This is a genomic window from Pseudomonas botevensis (assembly GCF_019145475.1).
Taxonomy (GTDB): Bacteria; Pseudomonadota; Gammaproteobacteria; order Pseudomonadales; family Pseudomonadaceae; genus Aquipseudomonas; species Aquipseudomonas botevensis.
This window is the reverse complement of record NZ_JAHTKI010000001.1, coordinates 681,085-700,683: the sequence shown is the minus strand read 5'-3', so window position 1 is coordinate 700,683 and position 19,599 is coordinate 681,085. Positions and strand designations below refer to the sequence as shown.

Sequence of the window (19,599 nt, the reverse complement as noted above, 5' to 3'; positions counted from 1 at the left end):
AAACTTTCACCCTGGCCACCACAAATAGTGGCCAGGGTCGCTTTTTCCCTCAGAGATCGTTGTAGAACGGCAGCAAAGGCCCCTCTTCCGGACGCCTTCCTTCGGCACCGTAAGGCTTGAGATTGAGCGAAGCATCCATCGCCTGGCGAGTGGTGACTTTCGGACTGGCCGGGCGCTGGGTCACCGCGTTCTCGTCACCGATGTGCCCCTGCGGGATCACCAGCGACGGATGATCGAACGGCGCCCGTTCCCAGGCCACGCGCGGATCGGTCAGGCCGACCTCCATGAATTTCACCAGCGCGTCGATCTCCTCGGGGGTCAGGTTCAGCGCGGTCATGTCCGGATCGAGGTTGGAGGTGTTGTGCTGGTTCACCGCCGGATGTTCGAAGCCGCTGGTGTTGTTGGCGTCCTCGCCGCGCCGGTCGCCGCCACGGTTGTAAAACTCCATGACCTGCTTGAGCGTGGCGCGGCTGCCGTTGTGGAAGTACGGGCCGGTCAGCGCGATGTTGCGCAGGGTCGGGGTCTTGAACGCACCGTCGACCGAATCGCGGAAGTCGACATTCGGCTTGAGTGTCGCGTCGCAGGGAATCGCCGCGCTCAAGGGCGCTTCGAAGGTGCAGACATCGACATCCAGCGGGTCGGGAATATTGCCGCCCTGCAACACTTTGTTGAATTGACGGGTAAACGACCACGGATTGCCCCAGGCATCGTTGCCGCCAAGCGCCAGGTCTTCCGAGGTCGGACGCACGCCAGTGTTGTAGAAGCCGTTGTCGTAGAGGGTGGTCAGGTTGTCCGCCATGACCATCCGCTCAATGCGCTCACGCGGATGCATCAGCAAGCGGCTGGCGGCGTTGGTCAGCTCCGGCCCGCCATGGCAGTTCACGCATTTGCCCTTGTTGAGGAACAGGTCCATGCCCTGCACCTGCTGGGCGTTCATGGCCGTGTGATCGCCTTGCAGATAGGCATCGATCGGCGCCTGATCGGACACCAGCGTGGATTCGTACATCTGAATCGCCAGGCCGAAGAACAACGGGAAGTTGGCTTCCATCTGGGTGTACGGCGCGCCGCCCACCAGGACGTTTTGCGTGGCGTTCCACAGGCGTGGCTGGAAGGCGTTCTTGATCAGCTCGCGGTAAGTCGGACGCCGCGCGCCGGACACCGAAGCGAGCACCGAGTCGGTGGAGGAGATGCGCTGTTGCTTGAGCATCAGTTGATCGAGCATGCGCCGGCCGATGTCAGCGAACGTGCGACCACCGCAGGACATTTCCACCGCGCTGCCGGGCGGGCCTACGGCCTGGGATGCGGCGGAAGCATCGTTGAGCGCCAGCCGGACTTTGGAGGCGACGGTGCTGCGCTCACTGGTCACGTAGATCCCGGCGTCCGGGTCGCGATTGCCGAACGGCGAGAAGCCGTTGAACACGTTGTTGGCCCGTCCGTCCCAGAAGTTGCGCACATTGAACGCCGCGTTTATCACTGACGGCGCATTGCGCCCGGTGCTGCGCCGGACGTTGATGCCGCCCACCTGGAAAATCCCGTCCGGTTGCTGGGTGCACTTGTCGAATCGTGGCTGATTGGGTTTGACGAAGTTAGCGTCGAACACGCCCTGGGAACCGACCACGTCGTCGGTCGAATAGACGATGGGCGAGTTGCGCTCCAGCGGATTGCTCAGCACATGGGTCGGGAAGTCGGTTTTCTTCAGCGTGTAGTTCGGGCCGCCCTTGCCACCGGACAGCGTTGCGTACGTCGCGACATCGCCAGGGATGTCCGATGCCACAAACGGCTTGTTGAAGATCGAAGCGACGTTGGCATTGGTGTGGGCCTGGCCGGGATTGAGCTGGTTGGTGATGCGGTGGTCGACGCCGGCGTGGTAATGGCAGGATGCGCAAGCGGTGGCGCCATCACTGCCGACCTCCATGTCCCAGAACAGCGCCTTGCCCAGCAGGATCGCGGCGGAGCGGTTGAGTACGTAGTCGGTCATCAGATCGACCTTGCGTCCGCCCTCGGTGCCCGACGGATCGGGCGGAACCATGCCGCGCAACGATTGCAGGCTGGGGATCTCCGGCACCGGAGGATCCACTTCGCCGGGAGTGGCGGCCATCGCACTGTGGGCAGATAACGCGATGGGTAACCAGAAGGTCAAACGAACGAGTCGATTGATGTTCATGAGCTTCACCCTGACTGTTGTTGTTAAGTAGCCGGGCGTGATGCTTCTTTGAGCAGGACAGTTTTCGTCAGCGCCGGTTAACGGGCGCGGTGCAATTAATTTGCCATCCCATTTCGAAACATTTGGAATCAATAAATGCGGCATCCCGCAGTAAGACGCGTCCCCGAAGTGCGGGGAACCGTCCCCGATATCGGGGAAAAACGCGCAAAAAAAAACCGCTGCCCCCGAAGGAGCAGCGGTTTTCATGAGACTGCGTTAAGGCTTAGTAGCCCAGCGCGAAGTCTTCTTCCTTGATGTCCATCAGGTTGTTGGCACCCGACAGCATGGTGGCCACGTGAGTACGGGTACGCGGCAGGATGCGCTGGAAGTAGAAGCGCGCGGTTTGCAGCTTGGCGGTGTAGAACGCCGCTTCGCTGGTGCCTTCTGCCAGCTTCTCGGCAGCCAGGCGCGCCATGTCAGCCCAGAAGTAGGCCAGGCAGGCGTAACCGGAGTACATCAGGTAATCCACGGACGCCGCGCCGACTTCTTCGCGATCCTTCATGGCAGCCATACCGACCTTCATGGTCAGCTCGCCCCACTCTTTGTTCAGTGCAGCCAGCGGGCCGACGAACTCTTTGACCGCTTCGTTGCCTTCGTTGCTCTGGCAGAACTTGTGGACGATCTTGGTGAAGCCTTTCAGGGCCTCGCCTTGAGTCATCAGCACTTTACGGCCCAGCAGGTCGAGTGCCTGGATACCGGTGGTGCCTTCGTACAGCATCGAAATGCGGCTGTCGCGAACGTTCTGCTCCATGCCCCACTCGGCGATGAAGCCGTGGCCGCCATAGATCTGCACGCCGTGGTTGGCGGATTCGAAACCGACTTCGGTCATGAAGGCCTTGGCGATCGGCGTCATGAACGCCAGCAGTGCGTCGGCTTTCTTTTTCTCTTCTTCGTCCACGCCGTATTTGACGATGTCGACCTGCTTGGCGGTGAAGTACACCATCGCACGGTTGCCTTCGGCGAATGCCTTCATGGTCAACAGCATGCGGCGTACGTCAGGGTGAACGATGATCGGGTCGGCAGCCTTGTCCGGCGCTTTCGGGCCAGTCAGGGAACGCATTTGCAGACGCTCGCGAGCGTATTTCAGGCCGCCCTGGAAGCCGATTTCAGCGTGGGCCAGACCTTGCAGCGCAGTACCCAGGCGTGCGGTGTTCATGAAGGTGAACATGCAGTTCAGGCCTTTGTTCGCCGGGCCGATCAGGAAACCGGTGGCGCCGTCGAAGTTCATCACGCAGGTGGCGTTGCCGTGGATGCCCATCTTGTGTTCGATCGAACCGCAGGACACGGCGTTGCGAGCGCCAACAGTGCCATCAGCGTTCGGCATGAACTTCGGAACGATGAACAGCGAGATGCCTTTGGTGCCGGCAGGTGCGTCCGGCAGGCGGGCCAGTACGATGTGGACGATGTTGTCGGCCATGTCGTGCTCACCGGCCGAGATGAAGATCTTGGTGCCGGAAACTTTGTAGGAACCGTCGGCCTGAGGTTCGGCCTTGGTGCGCAGCATGCCCAAGTCGGTGCCGCAGTGCGGTTCGGTCAGGCACATGGTGCCGGTCCATTCACCGGAGACCAGTTTGGTCAGATAGGCTTCCTGCTGCTCTGGAGTGCCGTGCTCGGAGATGGTGTTCATCGCGCCGTGCGACAGGCCCGGGTACATGCCCCACGACCAGTTGGACTCGCCAACCATTTCGCTGACAGCCAGACCCAGCGACTCCGGCAGACCCTGGCCGCCGTGCTCGACGTCATGGGCCAGGCTTGGCCAGCCGCCTTCGACGAATTGCTTGTAAGCCTCTTTGAAGCCCGTCGGGGTTTTCACGCCGGACTCGCTCCAGGTGCAGCCTTCGGTGTCACCCACGCGGTTCAGCGGAGCCAGTACCTGTTCACAAAACTTGGCGCCCTCTTCGAGAATGGCGTTAACCATGTCCGGAGTGGCGTCCTCACAACCTGGAAGGCTCTGATAGTGAGCTTCGTAGCCGAGCAGTTCGTCACGAACGAAGCGAATATCACGCAAGGGGGCCTTGTAGTCAGGCATAGCGATAAACCTCTGCTGATGTAACCGGGAATGAACGACCGCGTTGATTTGTTGTGACGGTCAAACAGTTGTTTGAAACATACGTTTACGCCGAAATCTTGTCAAGCGCCGATCTTTTGCCGTTCGTCATCGTACTTTGCGAACGCCGGACACGGTGTCGCGACATGCCTCCGGGCGGATCATGGGGAATGAAAAAAGATTAGTTGAGGAAGAAGGACTTACAACGAAAAACGCCGCGAACAATCGCGGCGTCTGGCAATACGGAGCAACAGAAAATCAGGCGTAGGTGTCGATCAACGTACCCAGCACTTCATCGGACGCCTTGGCGACTTTCACGCCCAGTTCGACCTGGAACTTGCCCTGAGACATCTCGACCACGCTGCTCGCCAGATCCGATTGCTGGCTGCGATCCACGCTGCGCAGGCGATCGACCTGAACCTCGGACGACTGGCTGGTGACCGAACGCTCGATGGTGCTGCTGGCGATCTGGCTGGCTGCCTGATCGACGCGGTTCTGCCCGGTCTGAATGGTGCTCAGGCCCGCGTAAAACGCTGTGTTTCCGGAGATTTCCATGGGAGCTCTCGTCCTTGGGAAGGATCAATGGCTGCCATTGAACCAGAGGCGCCAGAAAAACACCCGTCAAAAACACTAATGGCACAGTGCCTGTTCATAGGCAAAAGCTGTTTCGAAGGCATCAGTCGAGCAGATCCAGTTGCAGATGACCGGCGACAGCTTCGGCACTGATGGACTTGAGTTTCGGCACCCGCCCCAGGCACGGTGCGGGAATCCGCTCGGCCAGCGTCGCAAGGTTTTCCTCCAGCCGCGAAGTCTTCGGATCGATGATGTTCGCCACCCAGCCGGCCAGTTGCAGACCATCACGGGCAATCGCCTCGGCCGTCAGCAGTGCATGACTGATGCAACCCAGCCGCACGCCGACCACCAGAATCACCGGCAGCTTCAACGCAATCGCCAGATCCGACAGATTGTCCTGATCGGCCAACGGCACCCGCCAGCCACCCGCGCCTTCGATCAGGGTGAAATCGGCATTCATCGCCAGAATCTCGCGCATCGGCGCCAGCAGCGATTGCACCGTCAGCGCCACGCCCGCCTCGCGCGCCGCCAGATGCGGGGCGATGGCCGGTTCGAACGCCACGGGATTGACCTGTTGATAAGTCAGCGGCAATGAACACTCGGCCTGCAGCGCCAGCGCATCGGCGTTGCGCAGGCCCTTGGTGGTGACGACGCATCCGGAAGCTACGGGCTTGCCGGCCGCCGTGCTCAGACCGGCCAATCGCGCCGCGTGCAACAGGCCAGCGGCAACCGTGGTTTTGCCGACATCAGTGTCCGTCCCGGTAATGAAATAGGCTGCGCTCATAAGGGCTTCTCCAACACGGCATAGACCACCTGATAAGTCGCCGGCAATCCTGCCGTCTGACGAAACTGCTCGTAAGCCTCGACCAGCCCGAGAATCCGCGCCCGTCCGGTCAACCCACCCGGCCGGCCGGGGTTGAGATTGTGCGCACCCAACGCCTTCAATTCGTGAGTCAGGCTGCGCACATCCGGGTAATGCAGCACATGCGGCAGATTTTCCAGGACAACCGGGCGCAGGCCGCTGTCCGCACACAGTTGCTCGTAACGCGCGAATTCGCGGAAACGGTTGACGTGAACCAGGCCATCAACCTGACGCCAGCTGTCGCGCAATTCATACAACGTCCCTACACAAAGACTAGCAAACGCAAAGACTCCACCCGGTTTCAGCACGCGAAACGCTTCGCTGAGCACCGATTCGAAATCCGCGCACCACTGCACCGCAAGGCTGGAGAAAATCAGGTCGCAGGTCGCCTCCTGCAACGGCAGACGCTCGGCGTCCCCGGCAATGAAGTGCATCGCGCCACCCAACGGCCGCGCGTGATTGAGCATGCCTTCGGCGATATCCAGCGCCAGCCCCTGCCCGCCAGTAAAACGCTCAGCCAGCGCCCGGGTGAAGTACCCGGTGCCGCACCCCAGATCCAGCCAGCGGGTCGGACGAAAATCCGCTGGCAGACGCTGCAGCAATTGCTCGCCGACATCGCGCTGCAACTCGGCGACGCTGTCGTAACTGGCCGCCGCGCGGGAGAAAGAAGCGGCCACCTGGCGCTTGTCAGGCAAGCCGCCGGGCAGCGCGACAAGAGACAAATCAGTCATCACCGCACTCATGTAGAAAAGCCTGGATCGCCCCCGCCACACCATGGGGGTCTTCCAGAAGAAACGCATGGCTGGCCTGTTCGATCAGGCCCACCTCGACATCCGCCAACAACGCGAACACTTCGCCCGCCGCCTCGGCCGGCACCAGGCCATCCAGCCCGGCGAACAGGTGCAACTGCGGCCCACCAAAGCCCTGCAACGCCTCGCGCGTGTCGATCTGTGCAAGCAGCTCAAGCCCGGCCATAAGCGCGGCTGGCGAAGTATTCGGGGCACCGCCGAGCAACAGTCGCGACAAACCGCGTGCGTCTTGCGCGCCCTGGGCACACAGCAGCGAGAAACGTTTGAGGGTGGCACGCGGATCGGCACTGCAGCCGGCCAGAAACGCATCGAAGGTTTCGCCCGGCATCGCACTCGGCCATTGCTCATGAGCGACAAAGGAAGGGTTGCTCGCCAGGGTCAGCAAACCACAGCAGCGCTCGCCGCGACGGGCCGCGAGTTCGCTCGCCAGCAGGCCGCCCAACGACCAGCCAGCGAGCCAGACGTCCTGGGGAATGCGCTCGTCGAGTTCATCGAGCCAATCCTGCAAGTCGCCGGACGCCAGTTCCGGCAACGGCTCGATGTCGACATACAAATGCTCGTCGAGCCCGCGCAGCGCGGCGGCCAACGGTTCCAGCGGCGACACTCCGAGGCCCCAGCCGGGCAACAGAATCAGGCGATCACGCATGGCTTGGCTCCGACGACAGTTGGGCAAAGCAATCGGCCAGTCCATTTAACAATAGCTGTACCTGCGCCTCGCTGTGGGCGGCGGTCAGGGTCACGCGCAAACGGGCACTGCCGGCGGGCACGGTCGGTGGACGGATCGCGGTGACCATCAATCCACGCTCGCGCAGCATCTGCGACAGACGCACGGCGCGCCCGGCATCGCCGATCAGGATCGGCTGGATCGGCGTAAAGCTGTCCATCAGTTGCAGGCCAATCTGTTCGGCACCATGGCGGAACTGGCGAATCAGCACCTGCAAATGCTCGCGTCGCCAGTGCTCGCTGCGCAGCAGTTCGAGGCTTTTCAGGGTCGCACAGGCCAGCGCCGGTGGCTGGCTGGTGGTGTAGATGTACGGGCGGGCGAACTGAACCAGACTTTCGATCAACTCTTCACTGCCCGCGACAAACGCACCTGCCGTGCCGAACGCCTTGCCGAGGGTGCCGACCAGTACCGGCACATCGTCCTGGCTCAGGCCGAAATGCTCGACGATGCCGCCGCCATTAGCACCCAACGGGCCGAAACCGTGGGCGTCGTCGACCATCAGCCACGCGCCTTTGGCCCTGGTTTCACGGGCCAGCGCCGGCAGGTCGGCGAGATTGCCGTCCATGCTGAACACACCGTCGGTGACCACCAGGGTATTGCCGGTAGCCTTCTCCAGGCGTTTCGCGAGACTCTCGGCGTCATTGTGCAGATAGCGGTTGAAACGCGCCCCGGACAACAGTCCCGCATCCAGCAACGACGCGTGATTGAGACGGTCTTCCAGCACCGTGTCGCCCTGCCCGACCAACGCCGTGACCGCGCCGAGGTTCGCCATGTAACCGGTAGTGAACAACAATGCGCGCGGCCGGCCAGTGAGGTCGGCCAAGGCTTCTTCCAGCGCGTGGTGCGGGCCGCTGTGGCCGATCACCAGATGCGACGCACCGCCACCGACGCCCCAGCGCTCGGCACCGGCGCGCCAGGCTTCGATCACTTGCGGGTGATTGGCCAGGCCCAGGTAATCGTTGTTGCAGAACGCGAGCAATGGCTGACCGTCGACCACCACCTGCGGCCCCTGTGGGGACTCGAGCAGCGGGCGCTGACGATAGAGGTTTTCGGCACGACGGGCAGCAAGGCGTGCGGCGAGATCGAAAGACATGCAGGCCTCGACTTTCAAGGGACACGATTCCCTCCGAGGACGGGCGCTTGCGAAGGCGTCGTGTCAGTCGGCATGAGCTTCACTGACAGACCGCCTTCGCGGGCAAGCCCGCTCCCACATGAGGGGTTACATTCCTTCAGGGGAATGCGCGCAAGCGTCAGACGGCGGCGTTGTAGAACTGCTCGCTGCTCTTCTGTTCCACCAGCGCCTGCTCGATCGCGGCCTGATGTACTTCGTCCGAATGCTCTTCGCGGGCTTCAGGCTGGATGCCCAGGCGTGCGAACAGCTGCATGTCCTTGTCGGCCTGCGGGTTGGCAGTGGTCAGCAGTTTTTCGCCGTAGAAAATCGAGTTGGCGCCCGCGAAGAACGCCAGGGCCTGCATCTGCTCGTTCATCGCTTCGCGGCCGGCGGACAGGCGCACGTGGGATTGCGGCATGAGGATTCGCGCCACGGCGAGCATGCGGATGAAGTCGAACGGGTCGACGTCCTCGGCGTTTTCCAGCGGCGTGCCGGCGACTTTCACCAGCATGTTGATCGGCACCGATTCCGGATGCTCCGGCAGGTTGGCCAACTGGATCAGCAGATTGGCGCGGTCGTCGAGGGACTCGCCCATGCCGAGGATGCCGCCGGAGCAGATTTTCATTCCCGCATCACGCACGTACGCCAGCGTTTGCAAGCGCTCGCTGTAGGTGCGGGTGGTGATGATGCTGCCGTAGAACTCCGGCGAAGTATCAAGGTTGTGGTTGTAGTAATCGAGGCCGGCCTTGGCCAGCGCTTCGGTCTGCTCCTGATCGAGACGACCGAGGGTCATGCAGGTTTCCAGGCCCATGGCCTTCACGCCTTCAACCATTTTCAGCACGTAAGGCATGTCTTTGGCCGACGGATGTTTCCATGCCGCGCCCATGCAGAAACGGGTCGAACCGATGGCCTTGGCGCGGGCAGCCTCTTCGAGGACCTTCTGCACTTCCATCAGCTTTTCTTTTTCCAGACCGGTGTTGTAGTGGCCGGACTGCGGACAGTATTTGCAATCTTCCGGGCAGGCACCGGTCTTGATCGACAGCAGCGTGGAAACCTGGACGCGGTTGGCGTCGAAATGCGCGCGGTGCACGGTCTGCGCCTGGAACAGCAAATCGTTGAAAGGCTGTACGAACAGGGCTTTGACTTCGGCCAAAGACCAGTCGTGACGCAGGGTGGCAGAGGTGCTGGCGCTCATGGGCGTTTCCTTGGTTATGCTTGGCTTGCGACTGGGGGAACGGAATACCCATAGGCGCGACACGGATGTTCGGCATATTTAAGGAAGAGCCATGCGCTGTCAACCACAGTACAAAGGTCAGGTTTACATCTGTTTAAAAAACGCACAACACTGCTTGCTCTGCGATGAACCGGCAGACGCCGAAATCCCCCTCTGCACAGCCTGCGAAACCGATCTGCCATGGCTTGGCGAGCAATGTATGACCTGCGCCTTGCCACTGCCAGCGGCGGGCCTGACCTGCGGCGAGTGCCTGCTGGAGCCGCCGGCGTTCGAGCAGGTCGCGGTGCCTTGGCTTTACGGCTTTCCGCTCGACAGTCTGATTACACGTTTTAAACACAATGCCAAATGGCCGTTTGGCCACCTGCTCGCCGACGTTTTCGGCCAATACCTGCAACATCGCTTCGACGAAGACTTGCCCCGTCCGGATGCCTTGCTGCCAGTCCCGCTGGCGAGCAAACGGCTGCGCCAGCGCGGCTTCAACCAGGCGGCGATGCTGGCCCGCTGGCTGGGCAAACGCCTGGATCTGCCTTGCGAAGAAGATCAGCTGCGGCGAGTCCAGGACACCAGCGCCCAGCAGGAACTGAATGCCAGGGCGCGCAAACGCAATCTCAAGAACGCCTTCGCCCTCACGCCCGAAGCAACGGTACGCGGCCGGCATCTGGCGCTGGTCGACGACGTGCTGACGACCGGCGCCACGGCCCATGCCCTGGCGAAACTGCTGCGCGATGCAGGCGCGGCGCGAGTCGATGTGTATTGCCTGGCGCGCACGCCAAAAACGGGCAACACAAGCTGATTGAAAACCCGCACCCCGCCTGGTGGCTGCGTACGGCTTGACTCTCGCCCTGCAAGCCGCCAACTTCACTCCATCGTCACAGCCAAAGCGTCCATCCATGTCCCTGCCCAGCCTGTTGTCCCAGCACATCGTCCGCCGCCCGCAACGCATCGCCTTGCTGCAACACATTGCCGAACAGGGTTCGATCACCCGTGCTGCAAAGAGCGCTGGGCTGAGCTACAAGGCGGCGTGGGATGCCATCGATGAGCTGAACAACCTGGCGCAGAAACCGCTGGTCGAGCGCGCAGTCGGCGGCAAGGGCGGCGGCGGTGCCAGGTTGTCCAGCGAAGGCGAACGCGTGCTGCGTCTGTATCAGAAGCTGCAAGCCTTGCAGGCGCAGGTGCTGGAGGCCGCCGAGGACGCCAGCGATCTGGATCTGCTCGGCCGGCTGATGCTCAGGACCAGCGCGCGCAACCAGTTGCACGGCACCGTCGTGGCGATCGAGGCCCAGGGCCGCAACGATCTGATCCGCCTGGAACTGGCCGAAGGCCTGTGCATCGACGCGCAGATTACCCACGACAGTACCGTGCATCTGGAACTGCAGCCGGGCACGGAAGTGATGGCACTGATCAAGGCCGGCTGGCTTGAGTTGCTGGGCGCCGAGCAGCCTGCAACATCCGGTCACAATCTTCTGAGCGGTACGATCGAGGCGATTCTCGACGCCGAGGATGGCCCCAGCGAAGTGCGCATCGCCCTGCCCAATGGCCAGATACTCTGCGCCCTGGCCGAGCCCCTGCACTTGCGCAGCCATGGGCTGGGCCTCGAGCAACCGGTGCAGGTGCAGTTCTCGCCCTCCAATGTGCTGATCGGCACCCCGCTTTAACCCGGCGACCTGCAACAAAAACTTCATCGCCCCTCATTAAGGTGACTGCCAAAACCAAGCAGGGAGCCTGATGTGAGCCTATTAGAAGAAAACCAATCCACTGACCTGGAAAAAATGGTCGGCCTGAGCCGTCGCGGTTTCATCAGTGCCGGCGCACTGTGCGGCGCGGCGATGTTCCTCGGCGGCAACCTGTTGAGCCGCAGCGTGCTGGCCGCCAGCGTCAGCGCCGGCAACAGCCGCTTGCTGGGTTTCGACAGCATTCCCGCCGCGACCACCGATGTCATCAGCCTGCCCAAGGGCTACAAGTCTTCGGTGCTGATCAGTTGGGGCCAGCCGCTGCACAAGAACGGCCCGGCGTTCGATCCGAGCGGCAACGGCACCGCCGCCGCACAGGAAGTGCAGTTCGGTGACAACAACGACGGCATGAGCCTGTTCGAATTCCCCGGCGAGAAAAACCGCGCGCTGATGGCGATCAACAACGAATACACCAACTATCGCTACCTCTATCCCCACGGCGGCATGCCGCAATCGGCGGAAGACGTGCGCAAGGCCCTGGCCTGCGAAGGCGTGTCGGTGATCGAAGTGCAGCGCAAGAATGGCCAGTGGCAGTTCGTCCAGGGCTCGCGCTACAACCGCCGCATCCACGGCAACTCGCCGCTGCGCATCAGCGGTCCGGCCGCCGGCCATGAGCTGATGAAAACCAGCGCCGACAAGCACGGCAGGAAAGTCCTCGGCACCTTCCAGAACTGCGCCAACGGCAAGACGCCGTGGGGCACCTATCTGACCTGCGAAGAGAACTTCACCGACTGCTTCGGCAGCAGCAACGCCCAGCAGCAATTCGATGCCGCGCAGAAACGCTACGGCGCATCGGTCGCCAGCCGTGAAATCAACTGGCATCCATACGACCCGCGCTTCGACATGGCGAAGAACCCCAACGAACTCAACCGCCACGGCTGGGTGGTGGAAATCGATCCGTTCGACCCGCAATCGACCCCGGTCAAGCGCACCGCCCTGGGTCGCTTCAAGCATGAAAACGCTGCACTGGCCGAGACCGATGACGGACGTGCCGTGGTGTACATGGGCGACGACGAGCGCGGCGAGTTCATCTACAAGTTCGTCAGCCGTGATCGCATCAACCATCGCAACGCCAAGGCCAACCGCGATCTGCTCGATCACGGCACCCTGTACGTGGCGAAGTTCGATGCCGGTGACGGCAACCCCGATCACCCGAAAGGCCAGGGCCAGTGGATCGAACTGAGCCACGGCAAGAACGGCATCGACGCCAGCAGCGGCTTCGCCGATCAGGCCGAAGTGCTGATCCATGCGCGCCTGGCGGCCAGTGTGGTGGGCGCCACGCGCATGGACCGTCCGGAGTGGATCGTGGTCAGCCCGAAAGATGGCCAGGTCTATTGCACCCTGACCAACAACTCCAAGCGCGGCGAAGACGGCCAGCCCGTGGGCGGCCCGAACCCACGCGAGAAAAACGTCTACGGACAGATTCTGCGCTGGCGCACCGACCGAGACGATCACGGGGCGAAAACCTTCGCCTGGGACCTGTTCGTGGTCGCCGGCAACCCAGGCGTACACGCCGGTACGCCAAAGGGCGGCTCGTCCAACATCACCCCGCAGAACATGTTCAACAGCCCTGACGGCCTGGGCTTCGACAAGGCCGGACGCTTGTGGATTCTCACCGACGGCGATTCGAGCAACACCGGTGACTTCGCCGGAATGGGCAATAACCAGATGCTCTGCGCCGATCCGGCGACCGGTGAGATTCGCCGGTTCATGGTCGGGCCGATTGGTTGCGAGGTCACCGGGATCAGCTTCTCCCCGGATCAGAAGACCCTGTTCGTCGGCATTCAGCATCCGGGGGAAAACGGCGGGTCAACCTTCCCCGAGCATCTGCCGAACGGCAAGCCACGGTCGTCGGTGATGGCGATTACCCGTGAGGATGGCGGGATCGTCGGCGCCTGATCCAACGCCTTCGCGGGCGAGCCCGCTCCCACAAGTGTTGTGAACACCACAAACCCTGTGGGAGCGGGCTTGCCCGCGAAAGCGCCAGCACAGACACCATCCGCCTCCTGCGCTACCATGCTGGGCCGGACGCGGCAGCCTGCCGCGCGCAGGAGTCAGCATGGCCCACCCGTTTGAAACCCTCACCCCAGACCTCGTGCTCGATGCCGTCGAAAGCATCGGCTTCCTCAGCGACGCGCGCATCCTGGCGCTCAACAGCTACGAGAACCGCGTCTATCAGGTCGGCATTGAAGGCTCCGAACCGCTGATCGCCAAGTTCTACCGCCCCCAGCGCTGGACCGACGAAGCCATTCTGGAAGAGCACCACTTCACCTTCGAACTGGCCGGGTGCGAGATTCCGGTGGTGGCGCCACTGGTTCACAACGACCAGACCCTGCACGAGCACGCCGGTTTCCGTTTCACCCTGTTTCCCCGTCGCGGTGGCCGGGCGCCGGAGCCGGGCAATCTCGACCAGCTTTATCGCCTCGGCCAATTGCTCGGGCGTCTGCACGCGGTCGGCGCGACCCGGCCGTTCGAACATCGCGAAGCGCTGGGGGTGAAGAACTTCGGACATGATTCGCTGACCACGTTGCTCGAAGGCAATTTCATTCCGAAAAGCCTGCTGCCGGCCTATGAGTCCGTCGCCCGCGATTTGCTCAAGCGCGTGGAAGATGTCTACGCCGCGACGCCGCACCAGAACATCCGCATGCATGGCGACTGCCACCCCGGCAACATGATGTGTCGCGATGAAATGTTCCACATCGTCGACCTCGATGACTGCCGCATGGGGCCGGCGGTGCAGGACATCTGGATGATGCTCGCCGGCGATCGCCAGGATTGCCTGGGGCAGTTGTCGGAGTTGATGGACGGCTACAACGAATTCCACGATTTCGACCCTCGGGAACTGGCGCTGATCGAACCGCTGCGCGCCTTGCGTCTGATGCACTACAGCGCGTGGCTGGCGCGACGCTGGGATGACCCGGCGTTTCCGCACAGCTTTCCGTGGTTCGGCAGCGAGCGCTACTGGGGCGATCAGGTACTGGCCCTGCGCGAGCAACTGGCGGCATTGAGTGAAGAACCGCTGAAACTCTTTTGATCCCCCGAACCCCGGGATGGGGAGCGGGCCTGCCTTCGCGGGTAAGCCTGGCTCCCACAGATGTCTCGTGTTCACACATTCCTGACCCATCAGCTACGACATTCGTCCACAAATCTCCTTACAATCCCTCCTTTGTTAGCTGCCTAAGCAAGGATTCTGCATGCAAGCCGCCAACCCCCGTCACGGGTACATTCTGGGCCTGAGCGCCTACATCATCTGGGGCCTGTTCCCGCTCTACTTCAAAGCCATCGCCGAAGTGCCGGCCGTCGAAATCATCATCCACCGGGTGCTGTGGTCGGCGCTGTTCGGTGCGCTGTTGCTGCTGGTGTGGAAACACCCGGGCTGGTGGAGCGAGCTGCGTCAGAACCCTAAACGCCTGGCGATTCTGGCGCTCAGCGGCACCCTGATCGCGGCCAACTGGCTGACGTACGTCTGGTCGGTGAACAACGGGCGGATGCTCGAAGCGAGCCTGGGTTACTACATCAACCCGCTGGTCAACGTACTGCTGGGCATGCTGATCCTCGGCGAACGCCTGCGACGCATGCAGTGGCTGGCGGTGGCGCTGGCGACCATCGGCGTGGCGCAGCAGGTGTGGCAGGTCGGCAGCCTGCCGTGGGTGTCGCTGGTGCTGGCGCTGACCTTCGGTTTCTACGGTTTGATCCGCAAACAGGCGCCGGTCAAGGCGCTGCCGGGGCTGGTGGTGGAAACCTGGATGCTGGTGCCTATCGCCCTTGCATGGCTGCTGCTCAATCCGGCCGCGACCAGCGCCCAGGCTGCGTTCTGGACCACCTCCGAAGCCTGGTGGCTGGTCGCCGCCGGCCCGGTCACGCTGATCCCGTTGGTGTGCTTCAACGCTGCCGCGCGGCACCTGCCCTACACCACCCTGGGCTTCCTGCAATACCTGGCCCCGACGCTGGTGCTGTTGCAGGCGGTGCTGCTGTTCGATGAACACCTGTCCTCCAGCACCCTGATCGCCTTCATGTTTATCTGGGCCGGTCTGGCGGTGTACAGCGTCGATGCCTGGATGAGCTTGCGTCGGCGCAGCTGATCAAAAAACGCACAAACCTCTACAGGCCACGGTTCGCGTGGTCTGCACACTTCCTTCCCAAGGTTATCCACAGCCTGATCCCCGCCGATTGTGTGCAAGTCACTGAATGTTGGCGGTTTTTTGATCAATTCCGGCAAAGCCATGCCTGACGTGGCCTCGCGGGCTGTCTCTACAGGTTATCCACAGGCGGATGCACGTTAAAACTGAATAACCCGTGCGTCATTCAAACCTCTGTGCGCAGCACCAATTCCACCATCAGGTCGTCGGCCAGGGTTTCCAGACGCGATTGCAGCACATCCAGCGACAGGGTCAGCGGTACAGCCAGGATCGCTTCGGCGTGAAACAGCGGTTCGCTGCTCATCGGCGCCGGGCGCACTTCGGTCACCAGCCGTTCGAGGTTGACGCCCTGCTCGCTGAGCAATCGGGTGATGTCGCGCACAATTCCCGGACGGTCGTTGCCCACCAGTTCCATGGCGATCGGCTTCCAGGTGCAGGCTTGTTCGATGCCGCTTTCGGCAATCAGTACGCGGATGCCATGAACCGACAACCCCTGTAAGGCATCGACCAATTCGTCGTAAGCCTCCGCCGGCACGCCCACCCGGAGAATCCCGGCGAACTGCCCGGCCATTCGCGACATCCGGCTCTCCAGCCAGTTGCCGCCATGTTCGGCAATGCATTGGGCGATGCGCTCAACCTGTCCCGGCTTGTCGGGGGCGAAAGCGGTGAGTACGAGGTGATTCATGGCGCAGCCCTCTTGTCATGACTTTTGTTGTAGAAGGGCAAGTATAGGCAAGGGGCATGATTGTGCGGTGCGGGGCCAAACGCTGCCCGGGCGAACGCGTTCTCAACGGTTATTCGCCAATGATGGCACCGCCGATCCGGATGAATGCACAAATCGTGTACAACTTTTTATATTTAGCTGGAACAATCCAATGGTTTTTTGAGAACATCCCGTTCCGCACCGTGACCGCAATGCGTCATGGGGTCGCAGAACGACGTAATTAGTCTGATTTTCACAACCGCAACTCATCATGTAGTATGCCGCAGCGCGCACTACATAACGTTGGACTGATGTCTGCCAAGGCACGTTCGCAACCCTGAAAGCCCCGTCAGCAAGGCCCCCAAGCCGTTGATTGGTCCCAGCCCAGCCGCCAGCGATGGCATGTACTGGTCGAGGGGTTTGTGGTTTAAATGGCCAGAGGCTTCATTGTCAAAATTGAAGAGCTGATAAAGCGAAATAGCTGAGCAGAGTGAGGCAAGCAATGACTGAACACGTTCAAGTCGGTGGCCTTCAGGTCGCCAAAGTCCTGTTCGACTTCGTGAACAACGAAGCCATTCCCGGAACCGGCCTCACCGCCGACCAATTCTGGGAAGGTGCCGACAAGGTCATTCACGACCTGGCGCCAAAGAACAAAGCCCTACTCGCCAAACGCGATGACTTCCAGGTGCGCATCGATTCCTGGCACCAGGAACGCGCCGGCCAGGCACACGATGCCGTGGCCTACAAAGCCTTCCTGCAAGAGATCGGTTATCTGCTGCCAGAAGCGGCTGATTTCCAGGCAACGACGCAAAACGTCGATGATGAAATCGCCCGTACCGCCGGCCCGCAACTCGTTGTGCCGGTGATGAACGCCCGCTTCGCCCTCAATGCTTCCAACGCCCGTTGGGGTTCGCTGTACGACGCCCTGTACGGCACCGACGCCATCAGCGAAGCCGGCGGCGCGGAAAAAGGCAAAGGCTACAACAAGGTGCGTGGCGACAAGGTCATCGCCTTCGCTCGCGCCTTCCTCGACGAAGCCGCGCCATTGGCAAGCGGCTCCCACGTCGACTCCACGGCCTACAAAATCGTCGACGGCAAGCTGGTGGTGTCGCTGAAGAACGGTAACGAAACCGGCCTGCGCGACAACGCAAAACTCATCGGTTTCCAGGGCGATACCAACGCCCCGATCGCGATCCTGCTGAAAAACAACGGCCTGCATTTCGAAATCCAGATCGACGCCAGCACCCCGGTCGGCCAGACCGATGCCGCCGGCGTCAAAGACATTCTGATGGAAGCCGCGCTGACCACCATCATGGACTGCGAAGACTCCGTGGCCGCCGTCGATGCCGACGACAAAGTGGTGATCTATCGCAACTGGCTCGGCCTGATGAAGGGCGATCTGTCCGAAGAAGTCGCCAAGGGTGGCCAGACTTTCACCCGCACCATGAACCCGGATCGCACCTACACCAAGGTCGACGGCAGCGAACTGACCCTGCACGGTCGCTCGCTGTTGTTCGTGCGTAACGTCGGCCACCTGATGACCATCGACGCCATCCTCGACAAACATGGCAACGAAGTGCCGGAAGGCATCCTCGACGGTCTGGTGACGTGCCTGGCGGCGCTGCACAACCTGAACGGCAACACCTCGCGCAAGAACACCCGCACCGGTTCGATCTACATCGTCAAACCGAAGATGCACGGCCCGGAAGAAGCGGCGTTCACCAACGAATTGTTCGGCCGCATCGAAGACGTGCTGGGCCTTGCGCGCAACACCCTGAAAGTCGGGATCATGGACGAGGAGCGCCGCACCACGGTCAACCTCAAGGCCTGCATCCAGGCAGCCAGCGCGCGCGTGGTGTTCATCAACACCGGTTTCCTCGACCGCACCGGCGACGAAATCCACACCTCCATGGAAGCCGGCCCGATGGTGCGCAAGGCCGACATGAAGGCGGAGAAATGGATCGGCGCCTACGAGAACTGGAACGTCGACATCGGCCTGAGCACCGGCCTGCAAGGTCGCGCGCAGATCGGTAAAGGCATGTGGGCCATGCCGGACCTGATGGCCGCGATGCTCGAGCAGAAAATCGCTCACCCGCTGGCCGGCGCCAACACCGCCTGGGTGCCATCGCCGACCGCCGCCGCGCTGCACGCGCTGCATTACCACAAGGTCGACGTGTTCGCCCGTCAGGCCGAACTGGCCAAGCGTGCCCGCGCTTCGGTGGACGACATCCTGAGCATCCCGCTGGCGGTCAACCCGAGCTGGACGCCAGAGCAGATCCGGAACGAACTGGACAACAACGCCCAGGGCATTCTCGGTTACGTGGTGCGCTGGATCGACCAGGGCGTGGGTTGCTCGAAAGTACCGGACATCAATGACGTCGGCCTGATGGAAGACCGTGCGACGCTGCGCATCTCCAGCCAGCACATCGCCAACTGGCTGCGCCATGGTGTCGTCACCCAGGCGCAAGTGATGGAAAGCCTCAAGCGCATGGCGCCGGTGGTGGATCGTCAGAACGCCAACGACCCGTTGTATCGCCCCCTGGCCCCGAACTTCGACAGCAATATCGCCTTCCAGGCAGCGGTCGAACTGGTGGTCGAAGGCACCAAGCAGCCGAACGGTTATACCGAGCCGGTCCTGCACCGTCGCCGTCGTGAGTTCAAGGCTGCCAACGGCCTGTAATTTGCGCTGATGCCGGATCTGAAAAAGCCCTGATCACTGGATCAGGGCTTTTTTGTGCGTTCGGCTCGGGTTTCGTGGTGTGCCTTCGATCCAGCCCTCTCCCTCGGGAAAGCGCCGGTGAGAGGGGTTTTCAGGGTTCGATGCCGAGTTCGCGCTTGACCAACCCCAGCAACTTCTTCGTATCAATCGGCTTGAGCAGAAAATCCACCACGCTCAAATGCATCGCCGCGATGGCGTCCTTCACCGAGGCGTCCCCGGACACAATAATGATCGGCAATGCGGCGCGCTCAGACTCACGCACCCGCCGAATCAGCTCCAGCCCCCCCACATGGCCCATTCGCAAATCGGTAATCACCAGCCCGATCCGTCGCTTGTTGTCCGTATCGGGCATCAACATCCTTAACGCCTCTTCACCACTGGCGGCCGTCACGCAGTCGATTTCATCCAGCCCCAGAATCTCCGCCAGCAACTCCCGAGCGTCCTTGTCGTCATCGACGATCAATACGCGCTGCGGAGGCAACTCGGGCTCAAACATGATGTCCCGAAGTGCCTCCTGTTCGGCATCGCTCAAAATATCGTGGTCGGACATGGCGTTCTCTACGTTTTCAAAATCAATCCCCTGGCACAGTGGTCAGACATCGTTGGGCAGAGCTTCAATGTGCACTTCGTCGGATTTTTTTCCAAGGGGGCGAACCGAGGAAATTCCGAGTATTTGCGTAGGGCATCTCCGAAAACGCCCGACGGTCGTGAAAATCTAGACTTACGTCCAATGGGCACTCTGCGC

The 19,599-nt window shown here is 61.7% G+C and carries 16 protein-coding genes; 6 read left to right on the top strand and 10 right to left on the bottom strand.

Going from position 1 to position 19,599, the window contains the following annotated elements; translation table 11 throughout:
* Positions 1–49: 49 nt before the first annotated feature.
* The 8 genes from KVQ74_RS03285 to bioB form a co-directional block, all read right to left on the bottom strand.
* Complete coding sequence (locus tag KVQ74_RS03285; protein ID WP_217829560.1) at positions 50–2,164, bottom strand: cytochrome-c peroxidase; 2,115 nt, start codon at positions 2,162–2,164, stop codon at positions 50–52.
* Between the two features lie 262 nt (positions 2,165–2,426).
* Positions 2,427–4,232 (bottom strand): phenylacyl-CoA dehydrogenase, encoded by a 1,806-nt coding sequence (locus tag KVQ74_RS03280; RefSeq protein WP_217829559.1) that lies wholly within the window; start codon positions 4,230–4,232, stop codon positions 2,427–2,429.
* A gap of 276 nt (positions 4,233–4,508) precedes the next feature.
* Positions 4,509–4,805 carry a pyrroloquinoline quinone biosynthesis protein PqqE gene (locus KVQ74_RS03275; protein ID WP_217829558.1) on the bottom strand — a complete coding sequence of 99 codons (297 nt, stop codon included), beginning with the start codon at positions 4,803–4,805 and terminating at the stop codon, positions 4,509–4,511.
* A 121-nt stretch (positions 4,806–4,926) separates the two neighbouring features.
* The gene (gene bioD, locus KVQ74_RS03270; RefSeq protein ID WP_217829557.1) at positions 4,927–5,607 is read right to left on the bottom strand and encodes a dethiobiotin synthase; all 681 of its coding nucleotides are present in this window, start codon (positions 5,605–5,607) and stop codon (positions 4,927–4,929) included.
* Positions 5,604–6,416 (bottom strand): malonyl-ACP O-methyltransferase BioC, encoded by an 813-nt coding sequence (gene bioC / locus KVQ74_RS03265; RefSeq protein ID WP_217829556.1) that lies wholly within the window; start codon positions 6,414–6,416, stop codon positions 5,604–5,606. Before bioC ends, bioD begins: the two co-directional genes overlap by 4 nt.
* Positions 6,409–7,140 carry an alpha/beta fold hydrolase gene (locus KVQ74_RS03260; RefSeq protein ID WP_217829555.1) on the bottom strand — a complete coding sequence of 244 codons (732 nt, stop codon included), beginning with the start codon at positions 7,138–7,140 and terminating at the stop codon, positions 6,409–6,411. Before KVQ74_RS03260 ends, bioC begins: the two co-directional genes overlap by 8 nt.
* Positions 7,133–8,311, bottom strand: a complete 1,179-nt coding sequence (gene bioF, locus KVQ74_RS03255) for an 8-amino-7-oxononanoate synthase (protein WP_217829554.1) — start codon at positions 8,309–8,311, stop codon at positions 7,133–7,135. Before bioF ends, KVQ74_RS03260 begins: the two co-directional genes overlap by 8 nt.
* A gap of 157 nt (positions 8,312–8,468) precedes the next feature.
* Positions 8,469–9,524 (bottom strand): biotin synthase BioB, encoded by a 1,056-nt coding sequence (gene bioB, locus KVQ74_RS03250; protein ID WP_217829553.1) that lies wholly within the window; start codon positions 9,522–9,524, stop codon positions 8,469–8,471.
* A gap of 91 nt (positions 9,525–9,615) precedes the next feature.
* On the opposite strand from bioB, the gene KVQ74_RS03245 reads away from it, so the two are divergent.
* From KVQ74_RS03245 to rarD, 5 genes are all read left to right on the top strand, one after another.
* Positions 9,616–10,356 carry a ComF family protein gene (locus tag KVQ74_RS03245; protein ID WP_217829552.1) on the top strand — a complete coding sequence of 247 codons (741 nt, stop codon included), beginning with the start codon at positions 9,616–9,618 and terminating at the stop codon, positions 10,354–10,356.
* Positions 10,357–10,453: 97 nt separating this feature from the next.
* Positions 10,454–11,218: a TOBE domain-containing protein gene (locus tag KVQ74_RS03240; protein WP_217829551.1), complete on the top strand. Its 765-nt coding sequence runs from the start codon at positions 10,454–10,456 to the stop codon at positions 11,216–11,218.
* A 72-nt stretch (positions 11,219–11,290) separates the two neighbouring features.
* On the top strand, positions 11,291–13,192 hold the full coding sequence (locus KVQ74_RS03235) for a PhoX family protein (protein WP_217829550.1): 1,902 nt from the start codon (positions 11,291–11,293) through the stop codon (positions 13,190–13,192).
* Between the two features lie 160 nt (positions 13,193–13,352).
* Positions 13,353–14,327, top strand: a complete 975-nt coding sequence (locus KVQ74_RS03230; protein WP_217829549.1) for a serine/threonine protein kinase — start codon at positions 13,353–13,355, stop codon at positions 14,325–14,327.
* Between the two features lie 160 nt (positions 14,328–14,487).
* Positions 14,488–15,375: an EamA family transporter RarD gene (gene rarD, locus KVQ74_RS03225; protein WP_217829548.1), complete on the top strand. Its 888-nt coding sequence runs from the start codon at positions 14,488–14,490 to the stop codon at positions 15,373–15,375.
* Between the two features lie 223 nt (positions 15,376–15,598).
* Here the strand turns inward: rarD and KVQ74_RS03220 are convergent, their stop codons facing one another.
* Positions 15,599–16,117, bottom strand: coding sequence for a glycine cleavage system protein R (locus KVQ74_RS03220; protein WP_217829547.1), 519 nt, complete (start codon positions 16,115–16,117; stop codon positions 15,599–15,601).
* A gap of 520 nt (positions 16,118–16,637) precedes the next feature.
* On the opposite strand from KVQ74_RS03220, the gene KVQ74_RS03215 reads away from it, so the two are divergent.
* Complete coding sequence (locus tag KVQ74_RS03215) at positions 16,638–18,815, top strand: malate synthase G (RefSeq protein WP_217829546.1); 2,178 nt, start codon at positions 16,638–16,640, stop codon at positions 18,813–18,815.
* Positions 18,816–18,945: 130 nt separating this feature from the next.
* Here the strand turns inward: KVQ74_RS03215 and KVQ74_RS03210 are convergent, their stop codons facing one another.
* On the bottom strand, positions 18,946–19,404 hold the full coding sequence (locus tag KVQ74_RS03210) for a response regulator (protein ID WP_217829545.1): 459 nt from the start codon (positions 19,402–19,404) through the stop codon (positions 18,946–18,948).
* Positions 19,405–19,599: the final 195 nt, after the last annotated feature.